The sequence below is a fragment of the Niabella hirudinis genome (assembly GCF_051201075.1).
Lineage (GTDB): Bacteria > Bacteroidota > Bacteroidia > Chitinophagales > Chitinophagaceae > Niabella > Niabella hirudinis.
In genome coordinates this window covers 42,031-68,522 of the sequence record NZ_JBPEHJ010000002.1, presented here as the reverse complement: position 1 = coordinate 68,522, position 26,492 = coordinate 42,031, and the positions used below count along the sequence as shown (strand labels likewise).

Below are 26,492 nucleotides of genomic sequence, written 5' to 3'. Positions count from 1 at the left end.
TATAACCCTTCCCATTTGGGAAGGGTTTTTTGTATTTGGGTTTGCCACTGAGGCACCGAAACACAGAAGTTTTTATTATGTTCCTCCCGATAAAGGATCTCACTGATTTAAGATCTCGTCCGCCTGAATTCAACGTTCTGACGTCCTGTGCTCAGCGGCCCTGTCGCAAACACAAGAGCATTCTGTGCCTCAGCGGCCATAAAAAAGCTGCCTCAATTTAATGAGACAGCTTTACTGATTTTTGTTTCTTTAACGTTGACCCGGTCTGCTTACTCGAAGGACATCAGTACGGATTGTTCTTTTGCTTCCAGTATGGAATGGCCCATGAGGAACTCATCCACTTTCCGGGCACATTCACGTCCCTCGCTGATGGCCCATACTACAAGGCTCTGGCCCCGGCGCATGTCACCTGCGGTAAACACCTTTGGAATATTGGTTTTGTAGGCCTGTTCAGAGGCTTTTATGTTGCCCCGGTTGTCCAGTTCCACATCCAGTTCTTCCAGCAGGCCTTTATGCTGCGGATGCACAAAGCCCATCGCCAGCAATGCCAGCTCACAGGGCATCTCCCGCTCGGAACCAGGTACTTCCGTAAACTGGGCAGGCTTCCCTGGCTCGGGGGTTTTCCACTCCAGGTCAACCACCACCAATGATTTCAGGTTGCCGTTCCCGTCGCCCCGGAATTCTTTAGTAGCAATGGACCAGTGCCGGTTGGCTCCCTCTTCGTGGCTGGTTGTGGTCTTTAACAGCATGGGGTAAGAAGGCCAGGGCATCGCCTCTGTCCGTTCTTTCGGCGGCATGGGCAGTAACTCAAACTGTGTTACAGATGTGGCTTTATGCCGGTTGCTGGTACCTACACAGTCGCTTCCGGTATCCCCACCGCCGATCACCACCACATTTTTGCCAGTGGCCAGTACGGCTTCGGTTAAGATATTGCTTTCAATGTCTTTATGTGCCAGGAAATCCTTCCCATCCACCCGCTTGTTGTTTTGTTTCAGGAAGTCCATCGCAAAATGAACGCCGTTCAGTTCCCGTCCGGGTATTGGCAGGTTGCGCGGAACGGTGCTGCCTCCACACAGTACAACCGCATCATAGCTCCGCAGCAGGTCATGGATACTGATGTTCTGGCCTACATTGGCATGGCAGCGGAATTCCACACCTTCTTCCTGCATTACTTCAATGCGACGATCAACTACCCATTTCTCCAGCTTAAAATCCGGAATTCCATACCGCAACAATCCTCCCGGCTTTTCATCCCGCTCAAAAACAGCTACGGAATGTCCTGCATAGTTGAGCTGGGCTGCAGCAGCCAGGCCGGAAGGGCCGCTGCCTATTACCGCTACTTTTTTCCCGGTACGGATATTGGGGCCTTTTTTTGAAACAAAGCCCCGCTCGAAGGCGATTTCGATAATATGTTTCTCGATCTCTTCGATGGCTACCGGGGGCTGATTAATACCCAGTACGCAAGCGGATTCGCAGGGGGCGGGGCAGATCCTTCCGGTAAATTCGGGGAAGTTGTTGGTAGAAGTCAGAATGTCGTAGGCTTCTTTGTACTCTTTGCGGTAGATTGCGTCATTAAACTCGGGGATCACATTGCCCAGCGGACAGCCACTATGACAAAAAGGAACGCCACAGTCCATACACCTGGCGGCCTGGTTATTCAGCTTATCTTCCGGAAATAATGCTACGAATTCTTTATAGTGTTGTACACGTTCTGTTACTGCTTTCTTTTGGGGAGTTTCTCTTGAAAACTCTAAAAATCCTGTTGGTTTACCCATTTGTTAATTTCTAATTTCTGATTTCTAATTGCTGATTTATGCCAATTGTTTTTGTTCTTCTTTTGCCTTTAATACCTTCTTGTATTCGGAAGGGAATACTTTTACAAAGTTCTTCAGCTGGTTTTCAAAATCATCAAGAATGAATTTGGCCACCGGGCTGTTGGTATACTGGTAATGTTTAGTGATGTATTGGTTCAGGAATTGTGCATCTGCATCATTTACCGGATCCAGTTCCACCATTTCTTTATTACAGTTATCGGCAAATTTCTGGCTGGCATCATATACAAAGGCGATACCCCCACTCATACCTGCGGCAAAATTTCGGCCGGTATTTCCAAGGATAATGGCTTTGCCGCCGGTCATATATTCACAACCATGGTCGCCAACGCCCTCCACTACAACGGTGGCACCGGAGTTGCGCACGGCAAAACGCTCGCCGGCTTTACCGCGGATAAAGCCTTCACCGCTGGTGGCGCCATAAAAGGCTACGTTGCCGATGATGCTGTTTTCCTCCGCTACAAAACCAGCTTTGGCGTCCGGGTAGGTGATCAGTTTGGCGCCACTCAGCCCTTTACCAAAGTAGTCATTGGCATCGCCTTCCAGCTCCAGCGTAATACCCTTGTTACAAAAAGCACCAAAGCTCTGGCCTGCGGTTCCTTTCAGTTTCAGATGTACGGTATCTTCCGGCAATCCTTCCGAGCGGTATTTTTTGGTAATCTCGTGCGAGAGGATGGTTCCGGCGGCCCGGTCGGTATTTACGATATCAAACGCTGCTTTTACCGCCGTTCCGTTCTCAATCGCCGGTTTTGCGGCTTCCACAAATTTCCAGTCCAGTACGGATTTAATGCCATGATCCTGCTCTTCAGAATTGTAAAGACCAATACCCGCTTCTTCCTGTTGGCGGTAAAGTATGGGCGACAGATCCAGATTCTTATATTTCCAGTGGGTAATGCCTTCCCGTACTTTAAGGTCGTTCGATTGGCCAATCATTTCTTCTACGGTCCGGTAGCCCAGTTCGGCCATTACCTCCCGCATATCTTCTGTCAGGAATTTGAAAAAGTTCACTACATGGTCGGGGTTGCCGGTAAAGCGTTTTCTCAATTCCGGATCCTGGGTGGCTACGCCCACGGGGCAGGTATTCAGATGACATTTGCGCATCATGATACAGCCTTCTACGATCAGCGCTGCTGTAGCTACGCCCCATTCTTCGGCGCCCAGCATGGCTGCAATAACAATATCGCGGCCTGTGCGCATCTGACCATCCGTTTGCAATACCACCCGGCTTCTTAATTTGTTTTTAACCAGGGTTTGCTGTGCTTCTGCCACACCCAGTTCCCAGGGTAATCCTGCATGACGGATCGAGCTGATGGGCGATGCCCCGGTTCCGCCGTCATGACCTGCAATGAGCACCACATCGGCCTTGGCCTTGGTAACCCCTGCTGCAATGGTGCCCACGCCTGCCTTGCTCACCAGTTTTACGTTGATGCGGGCGTGGCGGTTGGCATTTTTCAGGTCGAAGATCAATTGCGCCAGGTCTTCAATCGAATAAATATCATGGTGCGGGGGAGGAGAGATCAATCCCACACCCGGCGTGGCATGGCGGGTTTTACCAATCCAGTCGTCCACTTTATCGCCGGGAAGCTGTCCGCCTTCGCCGGGCTTGGCACCCTGTGCCATTTTAATCTGCAACTCATCGGCTTCCGTGAGGTACAGGCTGGTTACACCAAAGCGGGCGCTGGCCACCTGTTTAATGGCGCTGCGCATGCTGTCGCCGTTTTCCAGGCGGGTATAGCGCGCCTCGTCCTCACCGCCTTCACCTGTGTTGCTTTTGCCGCCCAGGCGGTTCATAGCAACGGCTAAGGTGGTATGTGCCTCCCAGCTGATGGAACCAAAGCTCATAGCTCCGGTAGCAAAGCGCCTGTAAATTTTTTCGGCCGGCTCTACCTCATCAATAGAAATGGGTTTGCGGGCGCGTTTGAAGTCGAGCAGGCTTCTTAACGTAATAGCCTTGGAGGTTTGGTCATTTACGAGTTTAGTATATTTTTTGAAGATGTTGTAGTCGTTCATTTTTGTTGAATACTGCAACAGGTGGATCGTTTGCGGGTTGAAGAGGTGCGCTTCTCCCTTTCTTTTCCACTGGTAAAAGCCGCCGGTGGGCAGCTGGTCTACCGGGCTGGGCTTCTGGCTAAAACCAAAATGATGTTTGGTTACAGCTTCGCGTGCAATTTCGTCCAGTCCCATCCCCTCAATGCGGGACGTGGTTCCTGTAAAGTACTTCCGCACTACGGCCTGGTTGAGCCCGATGATCTCGAAGATCTGCGCGCCCTGGTAGGATTGCAGGGTAGAGATCCCCATTTTGGAGAATACTTTCAGCAGACCGTCACTTACCGCTTTGATATAATTTTTATAGAGTTCCTCGGTCGACAGCGCTGTTTTTATTTTACCCGTTTCCTTCAGGTTATGAATGGTTGAAAAGGCCAGGTAGGGGTTGATGGCTGTAGCGCCAAAACCCAGCAGGCAGGCGAAGTGATGTACTTCCCAAACATCGCCGGCTTCTACAACGATGCCCACTTTTCCGCGCAGTCCTCTCCGGATCAGGTGATGATGTACAGCGGATACAGCCAGGAGTGAGGGGATGGGCGCGTGCTGGCTGTCAACAGCGCGATCCTGGAGTACCAGTACCTCAAACCCGTCATTTACGGCATCTTCGGCATAGGCGCAGATGCGGTCAAGCCCTTTTCCCAGGGAGCCCGGTTTTCCATCCGCCCTGAAATAGCATTGCAGGGTTTTGGCCTGGAAGGTGCCGGTATCAATGCTACGCAGGGTTTCCAGTTCAAAGTTGGTCAGTACGGGTTGCTTTAAGGCTACCACATGGCAATCCATTTCATCCTCAATCAGGAGGCTTCCGTTATCGCCCACAAAGGTGGCCAGCGACATAACCATGCGTTCCCGGATGGGGTCGATGGGCGGGTTGGTAACCTGGGCAAACAATTGCTTAAAGTAGGAGCTTAAATGCTGGGGCTGATCGCTCAGCACGGCCAGCGGCGTATCTACACCCATGGCACCAATGGGCTCTTTGCCGGTGATAGCCATGGGCGAGATGATATTTTCAACATCTTCTGAAGTATATCCAAAAGATTTCTGATAGCGGAAGATCTGGTCTTCACTCAGGTTGGTGAACATGACCCTTGGTTCGGGCAGTTCATTCAGGCGGATCTTATGTTTGTTGAGCCAGTCGCCATAGGGTTTTTGTGAGCAGATATCTTTTTTCAGTTCTTCATCGCTGATGATGCGGCCCTGCTCCATATCTACTACAAACATTTTTCCGGGTTGCAGGCGGCCTTTTTCAATGACCAAACTTTGATCTACCGGCAGCGCCCCGGTTTCGGAGGCCATAATCACCCGCCCATCACTGGTTACACAGTAGCGCGAGGGGCGTAGTCCGTTGCGGTCGAGGGTGGCGCCGATGATCTTTCCATCTGTAAAGGAGATCGATGCAGGCCCGTCCCAGGGTTCCATCAGGCAGGCATGAAATTCGTAAAAGGCCTTTTTGACAGGATCCATATCCTCGTTGCCGTCCCAGGCTTCGGGGATCAGCATCATCATTACATGAGGCAGGGAGCGGCCGGTAAGAGCCAGCAGTTCAATCATATTATCCAGGCAGGCCGAATCGCTTTGGTCATTGCTTACGATCGGCACCAGCATGTCCATCTCCTCCTGAGTAAACAAGGGCGATTCAAAACTGTTTTCGCTGGAACGCAGCCAGTTCAGGTTGCCCTGCAGCGTATTGATTTCCCCGTTGTGTGCAATAAAGCGGAAGGGTTGGGCCAACCGCCAGGAAGGGAACGTATTGGTAGCAAAGCGGGAATGTACCAACCCGAATGCGCTGACTGTCCGGTTGTCCGTCAGATCTTTATAATAGGTGCGCACCTGGAAACTGGTAAACTGTCCTTTATAAATAACGGTTCTGCAGGACAGCGAGCTGATATAAAAACCGATCGCGTCTTTTTTTACCGCATTGGTGGTCAGGTGGGTGGCATATTTACGCAATACAAAAAGTTTGCGTTCAAACTCCTCGGCTGTTTTAATGCTATCGGGACGTTGAAGAAAAACCTGTTCAATATCCGGCTCTACCGAAAGGGCGGAGGAGCCGATACCTTCGGGATTCACCGGCACATTGCGCCAGCGGATCACTTTCATCTGCATTTTTTCTGCAGCGCGGGTAAAAATGTCGCGACATTCTTCCCGGGCCTTTACTTCCTTTGGAAAGAAGATCATACCAACGGCATACTCTTCGACTGCCGGAAGTGAAATACCCATCTGCAGACATTCGTCATAAAAAAGCTCATGCGGAATCTGAATCATAATGCCTGCGCCATCACCCGTGTTGGGCTCGTAACCACAGGCACCCCGGTGATCCATGTTTTCCAAAACCGTAAGGGCGTCCGAAATAGTCTGATGATTTTTATTGCCCTTGATATTGGCAACAAAACCGATCCCACATGCATCACGTTCAAACGAAGGGTCGTATAATCCTTTTTTTTCTGTCATTTTTCTAAATAACGATTTTTAATAAATAAGTTTGGCTTTTCAATACAGAGTGGGCAATCGAGCTGTGTAAATTAATAAAAAATCTGCTTATTTAGACAATAGCCACACTAAACGACAAAAAAATTGAAAAAATCAAACAATATGCTTGTTTTTGTTGATATTTTTTAATGAAAAAAGTGCATCTTTAAAATCGAATTATCGTATTGGCGGAATCGTTCCTCAGGTATTTAATGGAGGCAAACCAGGCTGCCCCGGGTCCCTGTTGTGTATCAATAATATAGCTACATCTGTGCTGATTTTTAACCCCATATTTCCTTAAAAAAAATGCAAACAGGCGCCGGAATAGGGGGGCGTGCATCATAAAGCTGCAAGGGTGCTATGCTTTCAAAATATTTACACATCCGCCGAAATAACATGAAATAGCGGGAGCTTTGATCGTGATAATCGTTTAACCTCGGGAAATGCACCCACACGATAGGCTTACTACCGGGACGCAAATCTAAAGCCTCTGTTTCTGCCTGACTCAATGTAACCAGCCAGGAAATGGTTGTCACTACTTTTGGAGGATTGTTTTTAAACGGGTTCTCAAAAAGTAAAAAAAACGGTACTTGTTTCGGTAAATGTGTAATTTTGTTCAATTGTAGTACAAAACAAAATTCGTTCTATGGTAACAGGCATTAAGCCGATTGGGGCCAAATCAATGGCAGAGCAGGTAGAGCTGAGCCTGCGTGAGTATTTTACCAGGCAAGCTTTTAAGCCGGGGGATGCACTCCCCACTGAGCTGGAGCTGGCCGCCGCATTGGGCGTAAGCCGGAATGTGGTACGGGAAGCGCTCAGCCGGTTTAAGATGCTGGGTATTATAGAATCGAAGAAAAAGGTGGGCATGATCATCTCGAACCCGGACATCGTGGGCACTTTTGAAAAAGTGCTGAACCCCACCATCATGGATACCGCTACATTGCAGGACCTGTTTGAGCTGCGGCTGGCATTGGAGGTAGGTATTGCCGACCTCTTGTTTATCCGTAAAACCGATGCAGATATAGCCGAACTGGAAGCCATTGTTGCCAATGAGACCAGGGGGGATTTTTTTCGCATCAATAATGAGATCGCCTTTCATGGCAAGCTCTATGAAATGACCGGGAATGAAACGCTCAAAAATTTTCAGCGATTGCTGCTGCCCATCTTCGGATACGTGGTAAAGCTGGAAAAGGAAAAACAGGTATCCGGAAAGATTTCACATAAAGATCTGGTAAAGCTCCTGCGTAAGGGCGACAAAGAAGCCTTTAAAAAAGGAATGCTGGCGCACCTGCAGCCCCATTACGACCGGCTCAAAGCACACCGCTAACTGCATTTACATAAGGAATAATAGCTTTCTCCGTTTTAGCGCAAGCTTTTTTTATCGAATATTTTGCCGTTAAATAGTTATGTTGTATGTTTGTTATGTAGAACATAACTACTAAAACGATTTGCCAATGAAAAAAGTAACATTTACGCACTGCTGGCTATGGCTGATGGCGCTGCCGTTATTTTCCGGCGGCTGTATAAAAGCCGCAGGGGGTATGACCCCGGATAGAGGAACCGCATCGTTATCGGTCACCATGATGGCCCTCCATAGAATTTCACAAATTCAACCTTGCCTGGATCCTGGAAAATAATCCCGAATAAAAAAAGTTTAAGATCATACAAACTATCGCTATGAAGTCGATTGCATTATTTTGTTTTTTGAGTTTTTGTTTTTGGGGATCAGCCGTGCTGCATGCCCAAACATCCCGCCTTGTAACCGGTACCGTGGTAAGTGAGGATCTGCAACCTGTGGCGGCGGCCAGTGTTTTGGTGAAAGGCACTTCCCAGGGAACCACAACGGATACCACCGGTGTATTTACCATCCAGGTACCACAGTCTGCGGTACTGGTGGTGAGTGCTATTGGTTATAAAGACCGGGAAATAACGCCCGGTAAGGAATTGCATATTACCATAACGCTGGATCCACGGTCAGATCCCCTGAACGAGGTCGTTGTCATTGCCTATGGAAAGCAGGCCCGTACAACCCTGACCACCTCCGTTTCAAAAGTGGGCAGCGCGGAATTTAAGAATGCCCCGGGGGTAAACCCCCTGGCGCAGCTGCAGGGGAAAGTGGCAGGTGTATCCATCCAGTTATCAGACGGCCAGCCCGGCGCCAATCCGCAGATATTTATCAGGGGCGGAAGTTCTACTAGCCCGGAAAGTGATGCGCCATTACTCATTGTGGATGGTATTGTTGGGCAAATGCGCAACATCAGTGACCTGAACCCGGATGACATCGAATCGATGGAAATACTAAAGGACGCCGCCTCCACCGCCCTTTACGGAGCACGAGCCGCAAACGGCGTTATCATGGTTACTACCAAAAGAGGGGCTGCCGGTAAACCAAAGGTCAGTCTTAAGTTTTCGACCGGGCAGGACCGGCAGGCAAAAAAGTATAGTTTTTTGAACGCCCGGGATTATATCTATGTGACCCGTAAAAATATAGCGGCATACAATACCTCCAACCCGCAATTATATCTGAGTGGCGGTACATACGGAATGTCTACGGGCAATCCCCGCAATTCAAAGAATACACTCGAATTCCTGGACGTTTATATAAAGGATTATGGCGAAGATTATGTAGCAGACCTGATCAATAATCAGGGTTGGGAAACGATGGAAGACCCTGCCACCGGAAAAAAACTGATCTTTAAGAATACCAATTTTGAGGATGTGACCTATCAGAACGCCAACCGGCTTGATGTGGATGCCAGCGTAAGCGGCGGGTCTGATAAGTATACCTATTACCTGGGCCTGGGACATAATAACCAGGACGGGATTGTGTACGGCACCTATTATAAAGGGTACAACGGGTTGTTTAACGGAACAATGAAACTGAGCAATAAATGGAGCGTAAATACCAGCTTCAGCTTCCAGATGCGGAATGCCAATGCACCCAACAATTATAACAATGTTGTAAGTCGTTCCGTTAAAACGCCTCCCACTTACCGCCTCCTTTTTGAGGACGGCACACCGGCGCCGGGCGAGGGTATTTCCTCCTTTTTGCCACGGCTTTACGAGGTGTATTATAAAGAAAAATACACGGATATAAGAGTGTACCGCTATACCTCTAAAGTGGGCGCCAACTGGGATATTTTGCCGGGACTGAAGTTTACACCCACCTTCTATTATTTTACAACAGAGGGTGTTGAAAACCGCTATGAGGCATTTAGCTCCGTATACAAAAACAGGAATGCTTCTGCCAATCATAATCTTGACCGGCAAACACAAATTGACGGACTTTTATCTTATGACAAAAAAATCGGGGAGGGGCATCATCTTAATACTGTGGTGGGTGCCAGCTATATTAATAACTACGCGTATCGCTTAAGTGGCAGCGGCCGGGGCGCTCCCACGGATTATGTGGTAACCCTGAATGCTACCGTACCGGAAACGCAGCGGACCTCCTCCACCAAATCTTCGGAGGCGATGTTGAGCTATTTTGGCCGGGCCGATTATGACTATAAATCCCGGTACATGCTGTCGGCCAGCCTGAGAATGGATGGCTCCTCACGTTTTGCGGAGAAAAAGCGGCAGGCGTTCTTCCCCGGCCTGTCTGCAGGGTGGAACGTGCATAAAGAAAAGTTCTGGGAACCGGCACTAAAAACGATCAGTTCGTTAAAACTGCGTTCCAGCTTTGGTATGGTAGGTAATAACGATATTGGTGCCTACGATGCTTATGGCCAGTATGCAACAGGTTACAACTATGACGGGCAAGCGGGTATTATTAATACGGTGCTTAAGAACGATATACTGGTTTGGGAAAAAACGGCATCATTTGATGCCGGGGCTGATATCGGTTTTCTGAATAACCGGGTAACGCTGATCCTGGATTACTATAATAAAATAACATCCAACCGGATTTTTGATAAACCGCTGGATGCCACAACGGGCTTCTCTTCTATCAAAAGCAACTACGGATCTATTCGCAACAGCGGATTTGAAATTGAGCTGGAGGCCCTCCCCGTGCAGATCAACGACTTCTCCTGGAAGGTGAATGCTACCTTCTCCTACAATAAAGGAGTAGTTGTAAAACAACCTGCAAATGGAGAAGATAAAAACAGGATCGGCGGAAACTATGTTTATGACGTGGCCTCTGGTTCCTACAGGAAAGTAGGCGGATTTGCCGAGGGCGAGCGTTTTGGTCAACGATGGGCCTACCACTTGCTGGGGGCGTATGCTACTGATGAAGATGCCGCCAACGCTCCCCGCGACCTGAATGCCAGCGGTCGTGTAAAACTGGGCGGGGATGCCATCTGGGACGACCTGGATGGGAACGGGATCATTGATAATAATGACATGATCTTTATGGGTTATATACGTCCGGATAAAATGGGCGGCTTCGTAAATACGGTTACTTACAAAAGTCTTTCATTGCGTCTTGTGGGCGACTGGGCTACGGGCCATGTTATAGACAATAAATTCAAGGCAGATATTATGGGAAGTGCCCGCAATAATAATTCCGCGTTACCGGATGTAATAGGCCCCGATATCTGGAAACAGCCGGGTGACGTAGCGACCGTTCCAAAATATACGGTGCAGAGCGATTATGATTATAATTTCAGGAACCATCTTCGCTGGGATAATGGCATTGGCAGTACAGCCGGATCCAATAATTCATTGTATTATTCCAAAGGTGATTTCCTGGCGTTCCGGGAAGTAACGCTGAGCTACCGGTTTCCCCAGCAATTGATCAAAAAAATATTTATGCAGAACCTGGAAGTGTTTGGCTCGGTATATAACCTCGGCTATCTTACCCATTATAACGGGCTGATGCCCGAAGTATACACAGGCGCTGATCCGGGTTTATATCCCCGGCCCAGACAAGTGATTTTTGGAATTAACGCGACCTTCTGATTAGAATCATTAAAAACATACAGATGAAAAATTATTGTTTACTTGCTTTTTTATTTGCCGGACTGTCTTTTTTGCCGGCCTGTGAAAAGTTGATCGATGTAAAACCGGAGTCCGCCATCACCGCGGAAAACTACTGGAATGCCGAAGGCGATGTGATTGGTTACCTCACCGGGATCTACTCAGAGTACCGGGGTGTTATGAATAACACGTACTACCTTGAAGACCGGGGTGATGCTTTTAGTCCGGGACTCGAATCCGGCATGTCCTCAGCATGGCAGCAGAACCTTACACCGCAAAATGCCCCCAACTGGCTCGATTTTTATAACGTGGTGCATCATTGCAACCTGGTACTGAAATATGCTCCCGGCATCACATTTACACAGGAGGCAGATAAAAACAGGATACTGGCCCAGGTGAAATTTATAAGAGCACATATTTATTTTACGCTGCTGCGTTCCTGGGGTGATGTGCCGGTTGTAACAGCGCCCACGGAAAGTGCGGATATGCTCCTGCCGGCAAGAGTAAAAGCACCGGAAGTAGCGGCATTTGTTCTTAAGGATATTGACGAGGCCATCAACATGTTCCCGGAAGACAATATCAGGAATAAAGCGCTTGCTTCAAAACAGGCAGCTTACGCTTTAAAAGCAGATGTTTTATTATGGAAAGCAAAAGTATTGGGTGGTGGAACAACCGATCTTACCGAAGCGATTGCTGCTGCCGATAAAGCTTCGGCTGGTCTAAGTCTTGAAGATGATTTTTCCAAGGTATTCAGTACCGAAAACCGGACCGGAAAAGAAGTGTTGTTTGCCCTGCATTTCCTAAAAGATGAAAAGTCGGATCAATATAGTAAACAGCTGAAACCGCGCGATCTTTTTGTTCAGTCAGCATTGAATAAAAATGATATACCCTATGCGGTAAGTGGCGCCCGCAGCCAGTATGCACCGTCTGATAAATTACAACAGGCCTTTAAAGTAAACGCGAATGATAAAAGGGCCAATGCTTCATTCATCACTGCTGTTGGTGCCAACAATGCGGTGATCGGTGTTTTTGACAATAAGATGCGCGGAACCGTTTATCCGGATAACCGCTACTACGATAACGATATCATTGTATACCGCCTGGGCGAGCTGATCCTTTTTAAGGCAGAAGCACTGGCCGCTTTGGGACGTACGGAGGATGCGGTCACTGAACTGAATAAGATAAGGGCACGCGCCGGTACCGGCAGCTATAAAGGAGCAATGGACAAAGGGGCTGTGGAACAGGAAATATTAAATGAACGTTTCAGGGAACTGTACCTGGAGCTCAAGCGCTGGCCGGATCTGCTGCGCTTTCATTTTGAAGGAGTGATTGATGTGCGCGCGGAAGTGCCGAATATGAACGCCACCATCCCGCTTTTCTTCCCCATTCCCAAGGCGCAAATAGATATTAACTCAAATCTGACTCAAACAGAAGGATACTAAATTTAATAAACGATGCTTACAAAAACGGTTTTTTCAATATGGTTTTGTGGCCTGGTACTCATGGCCATCGGATGTAAAAAACAGGGACTTGTTGGGTTTGAACCAATGAACCCCAATGCACCCGGACTTGCAGATTCTAATAAGTATGTAAAACTTTTTGAGCGGGGATATAAAGGCTATGCACTTTTTCGTATTCCGGCCATTGTACGTGCAAAATCCGGGGCGCTGCTGGCATTTGCGGAAGGACGTATGTGCGGAACCTGCGGCGATGCCGGCGATATTAATATGGTGCTGAAAAGAAGTACCGATGGTGGCAAAACCTGGAGCGATATGAGCGTGGTTTGGGACGATGGAGAAAATACCTGCGGCAACCCGGTGCCCATCGTAGATGAGGAAACCGGCACCATTCACTTGTTAATGAGCTGGAACAATACCCGGGCATTTGTAACCCGGTCAACCGATGAGGGACTTACCTGGTCGAAGCCCGATGAGATTACGGCAGGTGTAAAGGATATCGGCTGGACCTGGTATGCCACCGGACCGGTTCATGGCATACAATTAACGGAAGGAGCTCACAAAGGCCGGCTGATAGCACCCACGTACACCACCGTTAGCGGTTCGGGAAATAAAAGTTATTCCTTCTCGGTTTATTCCGATGATCATGGCGCTACCTGGAAAAAAGGCGCGCTTACAAAGCAGGGCGATGTAGGAGAGTGCACCGTGGCGGAAACGAACAGCGGCCTGTTGCTGAATATGCGTTCTTCGGTTAGCAATGCCCGGGTACTGGCCAATAGTACGGATGGGGGGGTGAGCTGGAGTGATAACCGGTTACAGCAGGACCTGGTTGATCCCAAATGCCAGGCAGGCATGATCAGTTTCAAACAGAACGGAAGCTGGGTATTATTACAATCCAACGCAGCAGCGCAAACGCGTACAAATATGACCGTGAAAATGTCGGGGGATGACGGAAAAACCTGGACTAAAGCGTATACAGTGTTTTACGGTGCTTCTGCCTATTCGGATATGGCCTTGCTGGATAACCAGCATGTAGGACTGGTCTTCGAGAACGGGGATAAAAATCCTTATGACCGGATCTATTTTAAACGTATCCCATTGTCCAACCTTCAATAACTGCAGCATGAAAATTATGAATTATTTATCGGGGATCACTTTAGCAATGGCACTGCTGTTGGCAGGATGTAAGAAAGATGAGGTTAGTTCTGCAATAACGGTCGATTTTTCCGCCAGCAAAACAGCGCTTATGGCCGGCGATAGTATTACCTATAAAGAGCTGGCGCAGGGCACGGTCTCCAACTGGTATTGGGAGTTTGAAGGCGGGGAACCCGCTACCTCCAATCTTTCTGGTCCCACGGTAACCTATAAAACACCCGGGACCTATTCAGTAACCCTGAAGTTGAAAAATGCTGCGGGGGAGGCGATACTTACAAAGGAAAAAATGATCGTGGTGGGGTATAGTACTATTAAAGCAGCTTTTACCCAGTCAAAAACAGTAGCGCTGCAAAACGAAATGCTGCAGTTTTCGGATAAGAGCAGCGGATTACCTACGTCCTGGAAATGGGAATTTACCTCCCTGGCAACAGGCACGGTCATCAGTTCGGATAAGCAGCATCCGGAGATCAGCCTGACTGATACCGGCTTCTACAATATTCGCCTTATTGCATCCAATCCGGATTACCGGGATACGCTGCTGAAGGAAAAGGCATTGCATATCATCGACCCCCATACACTGGCAGCCTCTTTTGGAGCAGATGTGCAGGCGATCTATGAGGGGCAGCAGGTTCAGTTTACCGATCAGTCGCTGGGCATTGCCTCAGAATGGGCCTGGGAAATAAAAGGAGCGGGCACCACCCTCCGGTCTGCCGGACAGAACCCTTCCTTTCAATTTGATAAAGCGGGCGTCTATGCCGTAACCCTGAGTATCAAAAATACGGTGGCTTCCAATTCAAAAACGGTGGAGCGGTTTATTAATGTGATCCCGGCAAACGGATTGGTGGGTTATTTCCCTTTCAATGGTTCAATAAATGATGAAGGACCATTAAAACTTCCCGTTACGAAAAGAGGCCAGGTTGGCGCCGTTCAGGCCGGCAGGAACGGGCTTACAACGGGCATTGGCCGTTTTGACGGAAGCGGTGGAATCATCGTGGGTGATGATCCGGCCTTTAATATGGGCGCCGGCGACTTTACGATCTCTGTTTGGGTACAATCGACCAGTACGGTGCGGATGATGGTATGGCAGGAAAGCGGTAAAAACGGATCAAAAGACAACCAGGCCTGGCTGCGCCTCAACAGCTCTGCCACCCAGTATACCGCCTTTAATACGGAAGATGCGGCCGGTGGCTCGTTCCTGGCGCTGGCAGATCCCGGAAATATTGCAGATGGAAAATGGTATCATGTGGTGGCTGTCCGCTCGGGATTGGTAACAAAGATTTATATTAACGGTCAGAAAATGACGGAACGTAGCTCCACTACCGGCATCAAGGACGTGTCGAACAGCGCCGCCTTTAAGATTGGTATGCAGGAGGGAGCCAGCAGTTTTAGTAATTACTTTATCGGCAACCTGGATGAGCTCATTGTTTATAAAAGAGCACTTACCGATGCTGAAATTACAGAGCTGGGAACGTATTAAATCAATAGGGATCATTAAAAGCATCATAAAATGAAGCAGGTATGGCAACGTAGTATAACAATGTACATGCATCTCTGGATGATAGCATTGCTGTTTTCCTGTGCGGGAAAGCCTTCGTCTGTTGCTCCGGACAACAGGACTGCCGTAGTGGTATTTGCCCCGGATAGTATTTATAAATCGCTGCGCATTCCGGCATTGGTTTGCACAAAGCAGGGATCGCTGCTGGCTTTTTGCGAAGGGAGGATCGGAACAGCCAGCGACTGGGCCGATATGAACCTGCTGCTGCGCAGAAGTACCGATGAAGGAAAGACTTGGAGCGGGATCCAGGTCATTGATTCCTTCAAAGGCGGACCGGTTGGGAATCCCGTTCCCATCGTTGATAAAAATGGCACCATCCACCTGCTTTACCAGAAGGACTATAAAGAAGGGTTTTATACCTGTTCTAAGGATGATGGAAAAACCTGGGCCAAACCAGTGAATATCACAGCCACCTATGAGCAGTTTAAACCACAGTACGACTGGAAGGTACTGGCACCCGGCCCGGGGCATGGTATCCAGCTTTCCAATGGCCGTTTGCTAACCGCTGTGTGGCTGGCCAATTCCAATAAACTAACGCCACGAAGAAGTCATGCACCCTCCTGTGTTGCCACCATCTACAGCGATGACGGAGGCCGTAGCTGGCGGCGGGGAGCCATTATTGCTGATAGTTCGGCAACCATATCCAACCCCAACGAGAGCATGCCGGTGGAACTGGCAGACGGATCGGTGCTGATGAGTATCCGGAACCCCTCTAAAAATTTAAGAAGAGCATTCAGCAGAAGTGCAACCGGCATCGATGGCTGGTCGGCTGTGCAGTTTGCAGAAGAGTTGTTTGATCCTACCTGCATGGCACCCATTATTGCAATACCCATAGGTGGGAGGCATCATACAAAAGCCCTGTTGTTTGTAAACCCGGATAGCCGGGCTATTGAAAAACACCCCCGGCGAAACCTGACCGCACATATTTCTTTTGACGAAGGCGCCACCTGGCCAGCAAGCAAAGTAATCGATGCAGGTGCCTGCGGTTACAGCGATGTGGCCGTGGGGAGCAACGGCTCGGTTTATTGCCTTTATGAATCTGCCGGCAAAGACCGGGATTTTAACTACACACTGGTATTAAAAAAAATAAGTAACAATTGGTTATTAAAAAAATAAGCAGAACAAAAAAACAGACGGATGAAAATAGAAGGAATTATTGCAGCCACTTTTAGTACTCTTAAACCCGATGGGGCCCTCCACCTGGAACCCATACCGGCACTGGTGGAGAAGCTGATTACAGATGGGGTAAGAGGCGTATTTATTTGTGGCACCAACGGAGAAGGTCCCAATCTTACTATTGAAGAACGGATGCTGGTAGCAGAAGCATATATCAAAGCGATTCGCAAACGGGTCCTGGTTTTTGTGCATGTGGGGCATACCTCTATTGCAGAATCAAAGAAGCTGGCGATACATGCCGCCGCCGCTGGTGCAGATGCACTTTCTTCTGTAGCCGGTTTTTATTTTAAACCGGCGGGAACTGAAAATCTGGTAAACTGTATGGCGGAGATTGCCGCAGCCGCTCCGGAGCTGCCGTTTTATTATTATCATATACCGGCCCTTACCGGCATCCAGGTGGATATGATCCGCTTTCTGGAGCTGGCGGAGCAACAGATTCCCAACCTTGCCGGCGTAAAGTACACGGCATCCACCCTGCATGAATACCAGGCCTGCCTGAATTATAAGGAGGGTAAATACGATGTGCTTTTCGGGTATGATGAACTGTTGCTGCCGGCGCTGTCGATGGGGGCCAGGGGCGCCATAGGCAGCACTTATACTTTTGCGGCTCCGCTGTATACCGCCATTATTAAAGCGTTTGATGAAAAGGATATGGGAAAAGCGAGAAGCCTGCAGCAATTGGCCAACAATATGATTTCCTGTTTACCCAAATACGGTCCCATTCCTGCGCAGAAAGCCATCCTTTCATTAGCGGGACATGAGCTGGGCCCCTGCCGGCTGCCGCTGGCGGCGTTATCCGCATCGCAGAAGCAGGAAATAAAAATATTTCTCGATTCCATTGAGTTTTTTGAAAAGCTGACGGCCATATCGGGGGCAGCGGTTTAAAAATTAGCACATCGTTAATACCACATTCATGAAATTATTGCTATTGACACTGGGTCTTTTTTTGATGAGATCAGAGTTGCTCTTTGCGCAGCAACAGGAATTGACCGTTAAAGAACTTGCCCCCTTGCCGGATAGCACGGGTTTTGCCGGTTCTTTTGCCGGTGTGGTCGATGGAAAACTTGTTGTGGCCGGGGGCAGTAATTTTCCGGATGGCGGCGCTCCCTGGAACGGATCGCAGAAGGTATGGTATAACAAGGTTTTTTTGCTGGATCATGAAAACGGAAACTGGAAAAAATTGGGTGTCATGCCCCGGTCGCTGGGTTATGGCGTATCCATCACCGTGCCCGGCGGTTTAATCTGCATCGGCGGCAGTAATGAGAGCGGGCACTATGCGGATGTTTTTTTGTTGCAGCTGGTGAAAGGGCAGCTTCGTGTACAATCCCTGCCATCGCTTCCGGTGCCGCTGGCCAATACCTGTGGCGCCCTTGTGGGTAAGGTTATTTATGTTGCCGGCGGTATAACCACACCAACGGCTGCAACAACAGAAAATGCCTTTTACGCACTTGATATCAGCAAGGGATTTAAAAAAGCCCGCTGGACAAAGCTGCCGGCGTGGCCGGGCCCTTCAAGAATGCTGAGTGCGGCCGCGGCAACCGGCAACGCGTTTTATCTGTTTGGCGGCGCCCGGCTGGTGGACGGCAAGCGGATTTACCTGAAAGATGCCTATCGATTTTCCGCATCCGAAGGCTGGAAAAAAATAGCCGGCCTGCCCGGCCCTTCTGTGGCAGCTGCCACGCCGCTGATAGCGGAAAAAGGACAGATCTTTTTACTGGGAGGGGACGATGGGGCGCTTGCAGGCAAAGACCTGCGCCTGGCCCACCCGGGGTTTTCGAAAATGCTGCGCAGCTATGATATAAAAAAAGATTGCTGGTACGGGCAGGGTGACTTACATGTTGCAGGAAAAGAATTTCTCGTTCCCGTAACAACCTCACTGGTACAGTGGAACGGGCAATGGATCCTGCCAGGCGGTGAAATCCGGCCGGGTGTAAGAACGCCGAAGGTCTACGCCATTTCTTTAGGGAGCGCCGTTAAAAAATAGTGTGTTTGTCGCATGAAAGAAAAAAAATATTATAAATGGGTTGTTGTGGCCTTGTTATGGGTAGTGGCCCTGCTCAATTACCTCGACCGGCAGATGCTTTCTACCATGCGGCCCTCCATGCAGATCGATATTACGGAGCTGGAAAGCGCTGCCCGTTTTGGACACCTGATGGCGGTCTTCCTGTGGGTCTACGGCCTCATGTCACCGGTGTCGGGCATCATTGCCGACCGGCTGAACCGGAAATGGCTCATTGCCGGAAGCCTGCTGGTATGGTCGGCGGTTACGCTGCTGATGGGGCAGGCCAGCTCTTTTAACCAGTTGTATGGATTGCGGGCGGTAATGGGCATCAGCGAGGCCCTGTATATACCCGCAGCCCTGTCGCTGATAGCGGATTATCATTCCTCAAAAACGCGCTCACTTGCCATCGGTATACACATGATCGGGTTGTATGCGGGGCAGGCACTCGGCGGCTTTGGAGCTACGGTGGCGCAAGCCTACTCCTGGCAGGCCACCTTTCACGTTTTTGGTATTGCCGGTATTCTTTACGCCGTTGTTTTGATCCTGTTTTTGAAAGAACACCGCCCGGCCGTCAGGCAAACAGCGCTGACTAAAACTGCCGCGCCCCGGGTATCCAAAACCTTTCGCCTTCTATTTTCAAACCTTTCTTTTTGGATCCTGCTCCTGTATTTTACCGTTCCCAGCATTCCCGGCTGGGCCGTAAAGAACTGGCTGCCCACCCTTTTTTCCAATCGTCTTGGCATGGATATGGGCACCGCAGGTCCGATTGCTACCATTTTCATCGCTGTGTCATCGTTGGGGGGTGTTCTTACAGGCGGATTACTCTCGGACCGCTGGGTGCAAAAACATCTGAAGGGGCGCGTGTATACCAGTGCTTTTGGGGTACTGCTCACCATTCCTGCGCTGTTGCTCCTCGGCTACGGACATACTTTACTGGCCCTGGTCAGCGCTGCGTTTTGTTTTGGTTTTGGCTTTGGTATGTTTGATGCCAATAATATGCCCATCCTGTGCCAGCTGGTAGCACCCCGGTACCGGGCCACTGCGTATGGACTTATGAACATGACCAGCGTTTTTTTTGGTGCGTTCATCACCGATTTATTGGGTAAATCTGTAGACGCCGGGCACCTGCACCGGGATTTTACCGTACTGGCTGTCATTGTTTTTGCTGCGCTGATCCTGCAACTGGCATTGCTAAACCCAAAAACGATTGAGTACCCGAACGAGGCGGTGCGCCCGGATCTGGATTAAATTAAAATTACGGCCGCGTAAGTAGATGCATTATTTTTAGTGTCTGTATATACGCATGCAAGAAACATCCACTCAATTGCTGTTCCGTCAAATCGGCGAGGGGCAGCAAGATGCTTTTAACCGGCTTTTTTATCGCTATTATGAGCGGCTGGTGGGGTTTGCTATGCAATATGTGAAGCAGCTGGAAGCTGCAGAGGACGTTGTTGCTACGTTGTTTGTGAACATCTGGCAAAAACGGAGCCAGCTCCCGGAGATCCGGTCTCCGCAGGTGTATCTTTTTGTGGCCACCCGGAACGGCTGCCTCAATCACCTGCGGCGGTTTGCAAAACCGGCGCTGCCTGCGCACCACTACCCGCACCTGCTTAACGAAAATCCGGTCAATACCCTGCATACCGAATATAAAGAACTGGAGGCCATTTTACATGCTGCCATAGAACGCCTGCCCGAACAACGAAAGATGGTCTTTAAGCTTATCAGGGAGGAAGGGCTGAAGGCCCGGGAAGTGGCAGCGATCCTGTCAATTTCTGTAAGGACTGTTGAAAATCAGCTGTACAAAGCGTTGAAAACCCTGGCAATTGCGGCGGGTGAATACCTGGAGTATCAACCGCAGCAGCCACGGGCAAAAAGAAAAAACTTTTTATTGTTTTTGTAAAGGGATGAGTAGATCATCCGGTTTTATTGTCTTATAAGCGTAGTATGAATAATATGAACAGGGAAAAATTTTTAGCCTTGTTGTCAAAGAAGATGAGAAATGAACTTTCGCCGGAGGAGGGGGAATTGTTCGGGCGGTGTATAGAAGAAAACAAGGAATACCAACAATTTCATAAAGCCGTTATGGCTGCCGGCAGCCCGTTGCCGGTTGCCCTGCCGGATATGGAGGGGCGGCTTTCGATGATCTGGAAGCGTGTTGATGCGGGTAAAACGGCACGGGGTCGGCGCCGGGTGCTGCGGATGCCGGTATTGAAAATTGCAATGGTGTTGTTGCTGATTGCAGGAGGAATTGTTTTTGTACGCTATAAAAATAAATCAATAAAAGAAGGATCAATGCTGATGTTGAGTACCACAAATGAAAAATTGTATACCATATTGCCCGATGGCACCCGGGTAAGCCTGGATCATCATTCCGTCCTGGAATATAATACGGATTTTGGGCATGAAAAACGTAAGATCGTATTACAGGGGGCAGCCTTTTTTGACGTGGCAGAAAACCGGAAAGTACCGTTACAGGTGCTGGCGGGCCCGCTTATGGTTGAAGTAAAAGGCACTGCGTTTAGCGTTAACGCTTATAAGAATAACCCCGATGTAAAAGTGGTATTGCTGCGCGGATCAGTAGAAGTATCAAGACGGGGCGACCGTACCGATAAAGTGCTGCTGAAGCCGCACCAGTGGTTGAGCGCTCCTAATACGGAAGGCGGGGCCATGCAGTTTAGTGTGGATTCTGTAAGCCGGGAGCTGGAGCAGCAGCTGCATTGGAAGGGCGATTCGCTGGTGTTCCGGACAGAGCCATTGCAGCAGATTGCATCGAAACTGGAGAAAAAATACGGTGTTGTTATTGAAATTAAAACAGCTGTTCTCAAAGAAAAAAGATTCAGCGGTGTATTTGTCAATGAAAGTTTAAAAGAGGGGCTTGAAGCGCTGCGATTGGCCTACCCGTTCAGCTATAAGATCGAGGGTGGAAAAGTAACCATACAATGACCCGGGGACTTTGTCGTAACCATTTAAAAAGAGCAGCGTATAACGCATTAGTAAATGTTATGGAATTGGCAAAAAAGGGAGCTTTTGTTTTTGTATTGATTGTCTGGGGCGCTCTGGTAGTACCGGCGCAGAGCAGGAAGGTTTCGATAACCGCATCCAACCAGCCGGTAAAAACGGTTTTAGATCAGCTGCAGCAATTAAGCGGGTACAAAATAATTTATAGCGATGAGGTGGTATTGGATGCTATGAAGGCCTCTGTTCATGCGCGCCGGCAGGCAGTGTCGGAAATCTTAGAACAGGTTCTTGCTCCCAATGGATTATTTTACACCAGCCGGCCGGGAGGGCTGATCGTTATCGGGAGCACAGCGCTCCGCGACCAGGACGGGGCAATACCTCCTGCGGTAAAGACGCTGGAAGGTCTCGTTATTGACGGTGAACAAAAGCCGGTTCCCTATGCTTCCGTTACCCTGGCCGAAGGAGTAACAGTTGTTTCAGGAACTGCAGGAGATCAGGACGGTCGCTTTCGGTTAAGTTATCCTTTTAAAACGGCAAAAAAATATAAGCTGCAGGTGTCTTCTATCGGCTACCGGCCGGCAGTGGTTGCCATCGAATTTTCGGATACCCTGCAATTGAAGCCGTTTGTATTGGAAAAGGATAAAAACACGCTGAATACGGTAACGGTTGCGGCCTCCCGGCCCTTGGTAGAAAGGGGAACAGATCGTTATATTGTAAATGTGGAAGGCACGCCGCTTGCCGATGGTAATAATGCACTGGAGGTATTACAAAAGGCCCCCGGTGTATGGGTAGATCCCAACGGGGTGATCAGGATCCAGGGAAGTGGAGCGGTAACCGTTATGATTAATGATGTGGTACAGCGCATGTCTGCTGCCGACCTGGCCGCATACCTGAGGACGGTTCGATCCGAGAACATTAAAAAGATTGAAGTGATCGCCAATCCGCCGGCAGAATATGAGGCTTCGGGAACCGGCGGTATGGTACATATTGTTCTCAAAAAAGCCAGGGACGAAGGCTTTACTGGCCAGGGCTCGGCGGTGTATAAACAACAGAAAGGAAAACCCTATCTGTCTGCCGGCATTTCGGCCCAGTATAAAATAAAGAAATTTTATTTTTTCGGAAATGGCTCCCTGTCAAAAGAAGAGCAGGTGTATTATGCGCGTACATTCAATACCTATAAGGATCATAGTTCCTATGATGGAATTACGGACCGGGTAAACAATAACCGGCAAAACAGCTACCAGGGCGGGGTGGTATACGATATTTCCGACCGGCAAGCCCTGAGCTTTCAGGCGGGTACAACGAATATTAACCTCCTGCGGAATTTTAAAACAGGTATTACCTTAAAGAATGCGACCGGTGCCGATGTTACCGGCAGCTCCGTTACCGATTGGAACCGCAGGCCCGGGCTGACCACGGGTACGCTGAACTACAGCTATAAGCTGGACACCCTGGGTTCGGTATTCAAGATCCTGGCAGATTATGTAAAAGGAGAAAAAGCGGAAGCAATGCAGGTGGCTTCGGTTTACACAAACCCGCTAAAGGATACACTGTACCGGAACAGTTATCCCAGCCATACACAAATTTACAGTAGTCAGGCCGACTACCTGCAGTACCTGACGGCACGCACCAAATTGCAGGCCGGTGCAAAATACGTAGCCACCCGGAGAGACAATACCACCACTACGGAATACTTTGCTGCCGGCAACTGGATGTTAAACCCGGATGCCAGCAACCGGTTTATATATGATGAAAACCTGGTAATGGGCTATACTGCCGTGGAAACCGCCGTAAAAAAGACCAGCGTCAAGGCGGGGCTCCGGGCAGAGGAAACCTATATGCGGGGCAACAATAGTACCATCGGGCAACAGTTTACCCGGAAGTACCTGGATCTTTTTCCTTCTGTGTTTTTATTGCAGCAGCTCAATGATAAACCGGTTCCCGCTTCCCTGTCTTTCAGTTACAGCCGGAGGATCCGCCGGCCTCAGTTCAGCGATCTCAACCCTTTCCGTCTTCGCATCGGCGACTACTCCGTTCTGGTTGGCAACCCGGACCTGTTGCCTGAGTATTCCAATAACTTTCGGCTGGGGTATAATTTCTGGAAAGGGTATATGCTGAACCTGCAGTACCAGCGTACGCATAATATCATCGCAGAGTTTGCCAATCCCCAGGATGATGGGGTGATCGAATACCAGACGCGGAATTTCAAATACCGTACCTCCTATGGAGCCGCCATATACGCCCCGGTTAAAATCCTTCGCTGGTGGACGGCTAATATTTATTCGGGGCTTTTTCATACAGCTTATGCTATTGATGATTTTCAGCTGGCACAAACAGCGTTCTATCTGAACACGTATCAAACTTTCACATTCAGCAAAAACTTTGATTGTACCCTTTTTACTAACTACAGCTCTCCCTATGTCGAGGGCAATACCCAACATGCCACGCTGTTTGTTACAGACCTTTCCTTTGGCAAAAAGCTCTTCGATAATAGATTGCATCTGCGGCTGAATATTACGGATCTGTTTAATACCTTCCGCGAAAAATCATTAACCACCTATGATGGCGTTAAAATTGATTTTTATCAGAAACGTCCTACCCGTACCGTAGGTGTGTCTGTAAGTTATCTACTGAATGCCGGGAAGAAGATCAAAGATAAAAAAGTGGAGCAGAGCGCGGAGGAAGAAAAGAACCGGATCTGATTTTTTTTTATATTGTTGCTCAAACGGTATAGGGGATGATGCTATTTTCAAAATTATGAATGGCCGGTCGATTATCATCATGGGAGTATCCGGTAGCGGAAAGACTACAGTCGGCAAAGCCGTAGCCCAGATGCGCGGGTACCGGTTTATAGATGGAGATGATCTGCATCCGGTTGCCAATATTGAAAAAATGCGCTCCGGCGCTCCCTTAACCGATGAAGATCGCCGGGACTGGCTCCTGCGCATTCATCAGGAGATGAAGGAGCTGAATGCCGCGGGTATTTCTGTGGTAGTGGCCTGCTCCGCGCTCAAAAGAAAATACCGGGAGGTGCTGAGGGACGGACTGGATATGTTGTTTTTCTACCTCAAAGGCAGCTCTCTGCAGGTAGGTGCATTACTGAAAGCAAGACAGGGCCACTTTATGCCGGTGCAGCTATTACAAAGCCAGTTTGAAGCGCTGGAAGAGCCAACAGGAGCAGAGACCGACTGTGTAACTATTCCCATAACGGATCTTCCTGGAGAACTGGAGCAGATCCGGCTCCTGTTAGTACAACATGGATTTTAAGGATCCGGGTAGGAGCCTGGGTTTTAACGCACGGATTTTGCAAGGTTCACAAAGCAGTCCGCCGTTGGGGGCATTGTGTATTCGCTGCGGTCTTAGCGGATTCATTGCGTGCTTTGTGGCAAAAAGGAGTACAAAAAATGTTATGCACCTTTCCGGGATCGGATCCATTTATGATAATAACCGTATTTTCGGTATCTGTTAATACTTGCCATGGCCCTGTTGATTCTGATATCCGGAGTTCTGTTACTATTGTTGCTGATAACAGTTGCAAAGCTCAATGCATTTATATCCCTGGTTGTGGTGGCGCTCCTGGTTGGCCTGGGCAATGGGATGGAGCCCATGCATCTGATTGCCGCCGTAAACAAGGGCATTGGAGATACGCTGGGATCGTTGATTCTTGTGTTAGGGTTGGGGGTGCTTCTGGGGGCATTGCTTACGGAAACCGGTGCTACCCGGCAAATATGCAATGGCTTGCTCCGGCTTTTTGGCCCGGCCCGCGCAAAAATAGCACTGGCCATAACGGGATTTGCCGTAGGGCTGGCGCTGTTTTATAACGCCGGCTTCATTGTGCTGATACCCCTGGTATTTGTGGTGGCCCGGCAAACGGGTCTGCCCCTGGCCTACCTGGCTATTGCCATGGCAGCACCGCTTTCGATCACACATGGGTTCCTGCCGCCGCACCCGGGGCCTACAGCTATTGCCGTTTTATTTAAAGCAGACCTTGGTAAAACCCTGTTGTATGGTCTTTGTGTGGCCATACCGGCGTTGTGTCTGGCGGGCATCCTCTTTCCGGAATTTATAAAGAAAATAAAAACAGCCCCGCCACCGGGCATTTTTGGCAGTGAACAAACTATCGGACAGTCCTTGCCCGGTTTTGGTATCAGCCTGTTTACGGCCCTTTTACCGGTGCTGTTAATGGCGGCTTCGGCCATTGCTGCAGCATGGAGCAGCCCGCATGCATCCCCACTGGTTCGCATACTGCATTTTGTGGGCGATCCGGGTATGGCCATGCTTATTGCCGTACTCTTTGCGATCCTTTTTTTAGGTCTGTTCCGCAGTGTGTCTGTCAAAACATTAATGGATCGCACCAGCGGGTCCATCAGCGCCATCGCCACCATTGTGCTGGTTATAGCCGCAGGGGGCGCATTGAAAGAAGTGCTCATTCAAAGTAAAACGGCGGATGCCATAACACAGTTTTTCCTGAACACTTCCATGGCGCCCCTGTTCCTCGGCTGGCTGGTGGCCACCCTTATCCGCATTGCCGTGGGCTCGGCTACTGTGGCCGGACTTACGGCCGCAGGAATTGTACAACCCCTCATCGCGTCCATGCAGGTAAAGCCGGAGCTGATGGTACTATCCATCGGCGCCGGCAGCCTGATGTGCTCGCATGTGAATGATACCGGTTTCTGGATGTTTAAAGAGTACCTGGGACTTTCCATTGGCGATACTTTTCGTACCTGGACGGTGATGGAATCCATCATCGGGGTTGTTGGTTTGCTGGGTGTGTTGTTGCTCAACGCAGTGCTATAAAAGTAGCAAAAGCGTATTTGTTTCCCGGGTGTGACTAAAAAGGCCTCCATTGGGACGGGGAGGCGGTAAAACGGTAAGTTAGTAACGTCTCATACACGCGGGGAAATTTTTCAAAGCTAATAAATGTC

General features: G+C 49.2%; 17 protein-coding genes. 15 read left to right on the top strand and 2 right to left on the bottom strand.

The features are described 5' to 3' along the window. Nucleotides 1-269: 269 nt before the first annotated feature. Both GGU45_RS03610 and gltB read right to left on the bottom strand, forming a co-directional pair. Nucleotides 270-1,775: a glutamate synthase subunit beta gene (locus GGU45_RS03610; RefSeq protein WP_435222106.1), complete on the bottom strand. Its 1,506-nt coding sequence runs from the start codon at nucleotides 1,773-1,775 to the stop codon at nucleotides 270-272. A 36-nt stretch (nucleotides 1,776-1,811) separates the two neighbouring features. Continuing rightward, complete coding sequence (gene gltB, locus GGU45_RS03605; protein ID WP_435222104.1) at nucleotides 1,812-6,326, bottom strand: glutamate synthase large subunit; 4,515 nt, start codon at nucleotides 6,324-6,326, stop codon at nucleotides 1,812-1,814. Nucleotides 6,327-6,990: 664 nt separating this feature from the next. On the opposite strand from gltB, the gene GGU45_RS03600 reads away from it, so the two are divergent. From GGU45_RS03600 to GGU45_RS03530, 15 genes are all read left to right on the top strand, one after another. Continuing rightward, the gene (locus tag GGU45_RS03600; protein ID WP_435222102.1) at nucleotides 6,991-7,671 is read left to right on the top strand and encodes a FadR/GntR family transcriptional regulator; all 681 of its coding nucleotides are present in this window, start codon (nucleotides 6,991-6,993) and stop codon (nucleotides 7,669-7,671) included. 127 nt (nucleotides 7,672-7,798) lie between these two features. Next, complete coding sequence (locus tag GGU45_RS03595) at nucleotides 7,799-7,981, top strand: hypothetical protein (protein ID WP_435222100.1); 183 nt, start codon at nucleotides 7,799-7,801, stop codon at nucleotides 7,979-7,981. Between the two features lie 40 nt (nucleotides 7,982-8,021). Then, nucleotides 8,022-11,246: a SusC/RagA family TonB-linked outer membrane protein gene (locus GGU45_RS03590; protein ID WP_435222098.1), complete on the top strand. Its 3,225-nt coding sequence runs from the start codon at nucleotides 8,022-8,024 to the stop codon at nucleotides 11,244-11,246. A 23-nt stretch (nucleotides 11,247-11,269) separates the two neighbouring features. After that, nucleotides 11,270-12,706, top strand: coding sequence for a RagB/SusD family nutrient uptake outer membrane protein (locus tag GGU45_RS03585; RefSeq protein ID WP_435222096.1), 1,437 nt, complete (start codon nucleotides 11,270-11,272; stop codon nucleotides 12,704-12,706). A gap of 12 nt (nucleotides 12,707-12,718) precedes the next feature. After that, complete coding sequence (locus tag GGU45_RS03580) at nucleotides 12,719-13,837, top strand: sialidase family protein (RefSeq protein ID WP_435222094.1); 1,119 nt, start codon at nucleotides 12,719-12,721, stop codon at nucleotides 13,835-13,837. A gap of 7 nt (nucleotides 13,838-13,844) precedes the next feature. Then, a complete protein-coding gene (locus tag GGU45_RS03575) occupies nucleotides 13,845-15,353 on the top strand; it encodes a LamG domain-containing protein (protein WP_435222092.1) in 1,509 nt (502 codons plus the stop codon). Between the two features lie 30 nt (nucleotides 15,354-15,383). After that, entirely contained in the window at nucleotides 15,384-16,547 is a 1,164-nt protein-coding gene (locus GGU45_RS03570) for a sialidase family protein (RefSeq protein WP_435222090.1), read from the top strand. Between the two features lie 21 nt (nucleotides 16,548-16,568). Then, entirely contained in the window at nucleotides 16,569-17,492 is a 924-nt protein-coding gene (locus tag GGU45_RS03565; RefSeq protein WP_435222088.1) for a dihydrodipicolinate synthase family protein, read from the top strand. A gap of 28 nt (nucleotides 17,493-17,520) precedes the next feature. Beyond that, complete coding sequence (locus GGU45_RS03560) at nucleotides 17,521-18,591, top strand: Kelch repeat-containing protein (RefSeq protein WP_435222086.1); 1,071 nt, start codon at nucleotides 17,521-17,523, stop codon at nucleotides 18,589-18,591. Nucleotides 18,592-18,603: 12 nt separating this feature from the next. Next, nucleotides 18,604-19,857 carry an MFS transporter gene (locus GGU45_RS03555; RefSeq protein WP_435222084.1) on the top strand — a complete coding sequence of 418 codons (1,254 nt, stop codon included), beginning with the start codon at nucleotides 18,604-18,606 and terminating at the stop codon, nucleotides 19,855-19,857. 55 nt (nucleotides 19,858-19,912) lie between these two features. After that, nucleotides 19,913-20,509 (top strand): RNA polymerase sigma-70 factor, encoded by a 597-nt coding sequence (locus GGU45_RS03550; protein ID WP_435222082.1) that lies wholly within the window; start codon nucleotides 19,913-19,915, stop codon nucleotides 20,507-20,509. 44 nt (nucleotides 20,510-20,553) lie between these two features. Then, complete coding sequence (locus GGU45_RS03545; RefSeq protein WP_435222080.1) at nucleotides 20,554-21,552, top strand: FecR family protein; 999 nt, start codon at nucleotides 20,554-20,556, stop codon at nucleotides 21,550-21,552. A 59-nt stretch (nucleotides 21,553-21,611) separates the two neighbouring features. Further along, nucleotides 21,612-24,269, top strand: a complete 2,658-nt coding sequence (locus tag GGU45_RS03540; RefSeq protein ID WP_435222078.1) for an outer membrane beta-barrel protein — start codon at nucleotides 21,612-21,614, stop codon at nucleotides 24,267-24,269. A 55-nt stretch (nucleotides 24,270-24,324) separates the two neighbouring features. Further along, nucleotides 24,325-24,834, top strand: coding sequence for a gluconokinase (locus tag GGU45_RS03535; RefSeq protein ID WP_435222076.1), 510 nt, complete (start codon nucleotides 24,325-24,327; stop codon nucleotides 24,832-24,834). Nucleotides 24,835-25,044: 210 nt separating this feature from the next. Continuing rightward, entirely contained in the window at nucleotides 25,045-26,364 is a 1,320-nt protein-coding gene (locus GGU45_RS03530) for a gluconate:H+ symporter (RefSeq protein WP_435222074.1), read from the top strand. The last annotated feature ends 128 nt before the right edge of the window (nucleotides 26,365-26,492 follow it).

Excerpts from the sequence above, each read along its gene's own strand:
- GGU45_RS03530 (WP_435222074.1), top strand. The coding sequence starts at position 25,045 with ATGGCCCTGTTGATTCTGATATCCGGAGTTCTGTTACTATTGTTGCTG.
- GGU45_RS03565 (WP_435222088.1), top strand. The coding sequence starts at position 16,569 with ATGAAAATAGAAGGAATTATTGCAGCCACTTTTAGTACTCTTAAACCC.
- GGU45_RS03580 (WP_435222094.1), top strand. The coding sequence starts at position 12,719 with ATGCTTACAAAAACGGTTTTTTCAATATGGTTTTGTGGCCTGGTACTC.
- GGU45_RS03610 (WP_435222106.1), bottom strand. The coding sequence starts at position 1,775 with ATGGGTAAACCAACAGGATTTTTAGAGTTTTCAAGAGAAACTCCCCAA.
- GGU45_RS03595 (WP_435222100.1), top strand. The coding sequence starts at position 7,799 with ATGAAAAAAGTAACATTTACGCACTGCTGGCTATGGCTGATGGCGCTG.
- GGU45_RS03545 (WP_435222080.1), top strand. The coding sequence starts at position 20,554 with ATGAATAATATGAACAGGGAAAAATTTTTAGCCTTGTTGTCAAAGAAG.
- GGU45_RS03540 (WP_435222078.1), top strand. The coding sequence starts at position 21,612 with ATGGAATTGGCAAAAAAGGGAGCTTTTGTTTTTGTATTGATTGTCTGG.
- GGU45_RS03575 (WP_435222092.1), top strand. The coding sequence starts at position 13,845 with ATGAAAATTATGAATTATTTATCGGGGATCACTTTAGCAATGGCACTG.
- GGU45_RS03535 (WP_435222076.1), top strand. The coding sequence starts at position 24,325 with ATGAATGGCCGGTCGATTATCATCATGGGAGTATCCGGTAGCGGAAAG.
- GGU45_RS03570 (WP_435222090.1), top strand. The coding sequence starts at position 15,384 with ATGAAGCAGGTATGGCAACGTAGTATAACAATGTACATGCATCTCTGG.
- gltB (WP_435222104.1), bottom strand. The coding sequence starts at position 6,326 with ATGACAGAAAAAAAAGGATTATACGACCCTTCGTTTGAACGTGATGCA.
- GGU45_RS03590 (WP_435222098.1), top strand. The coding sequence starts at position 8,022 with ATGAAGTCGATTGCATTATTTTGTTTTTTGAGTTTTTGTTTTTGGGGA.
- GGU45_RS03550 (WP_435222082.1), top strand. The coding sequence starts at position 19,913 with ATGCAAGAAACATCCACTCAATTGCTGTTCCGTCAAATCGGCGAGGGG.
- GGU45_RS03585 (WP_435222096.1), top strand. The coding sequence starts at position 11,270 with ATGAAAAATTATTGTTTACTTGCTTTTTTATTTGCCGGACTGTCTTTT.
- GGU45_RS03555 (WP_435222084.1), top strand. The coding sequence starts at position 18,604 with ATGAAAGAAAAAAAATATTATAAATGGGTTGTTGTGGCCTTGTTATGG.
- GGU45_RS03600 (WP_435222102.1), top strand. The coding sequence starts at position 6,991 with ATGGTAACAGGCATTAAGCCGATTGGGGCCAAATCAATGGCAGAGCAG.
- GGU45_RS03560 (WP_435222086.1), top strand. The coding sequence starts at position 17,521 with ATGAAATTATTGCTATTGACACTGGGTCTTTTTTTGATGAGATCAGAG.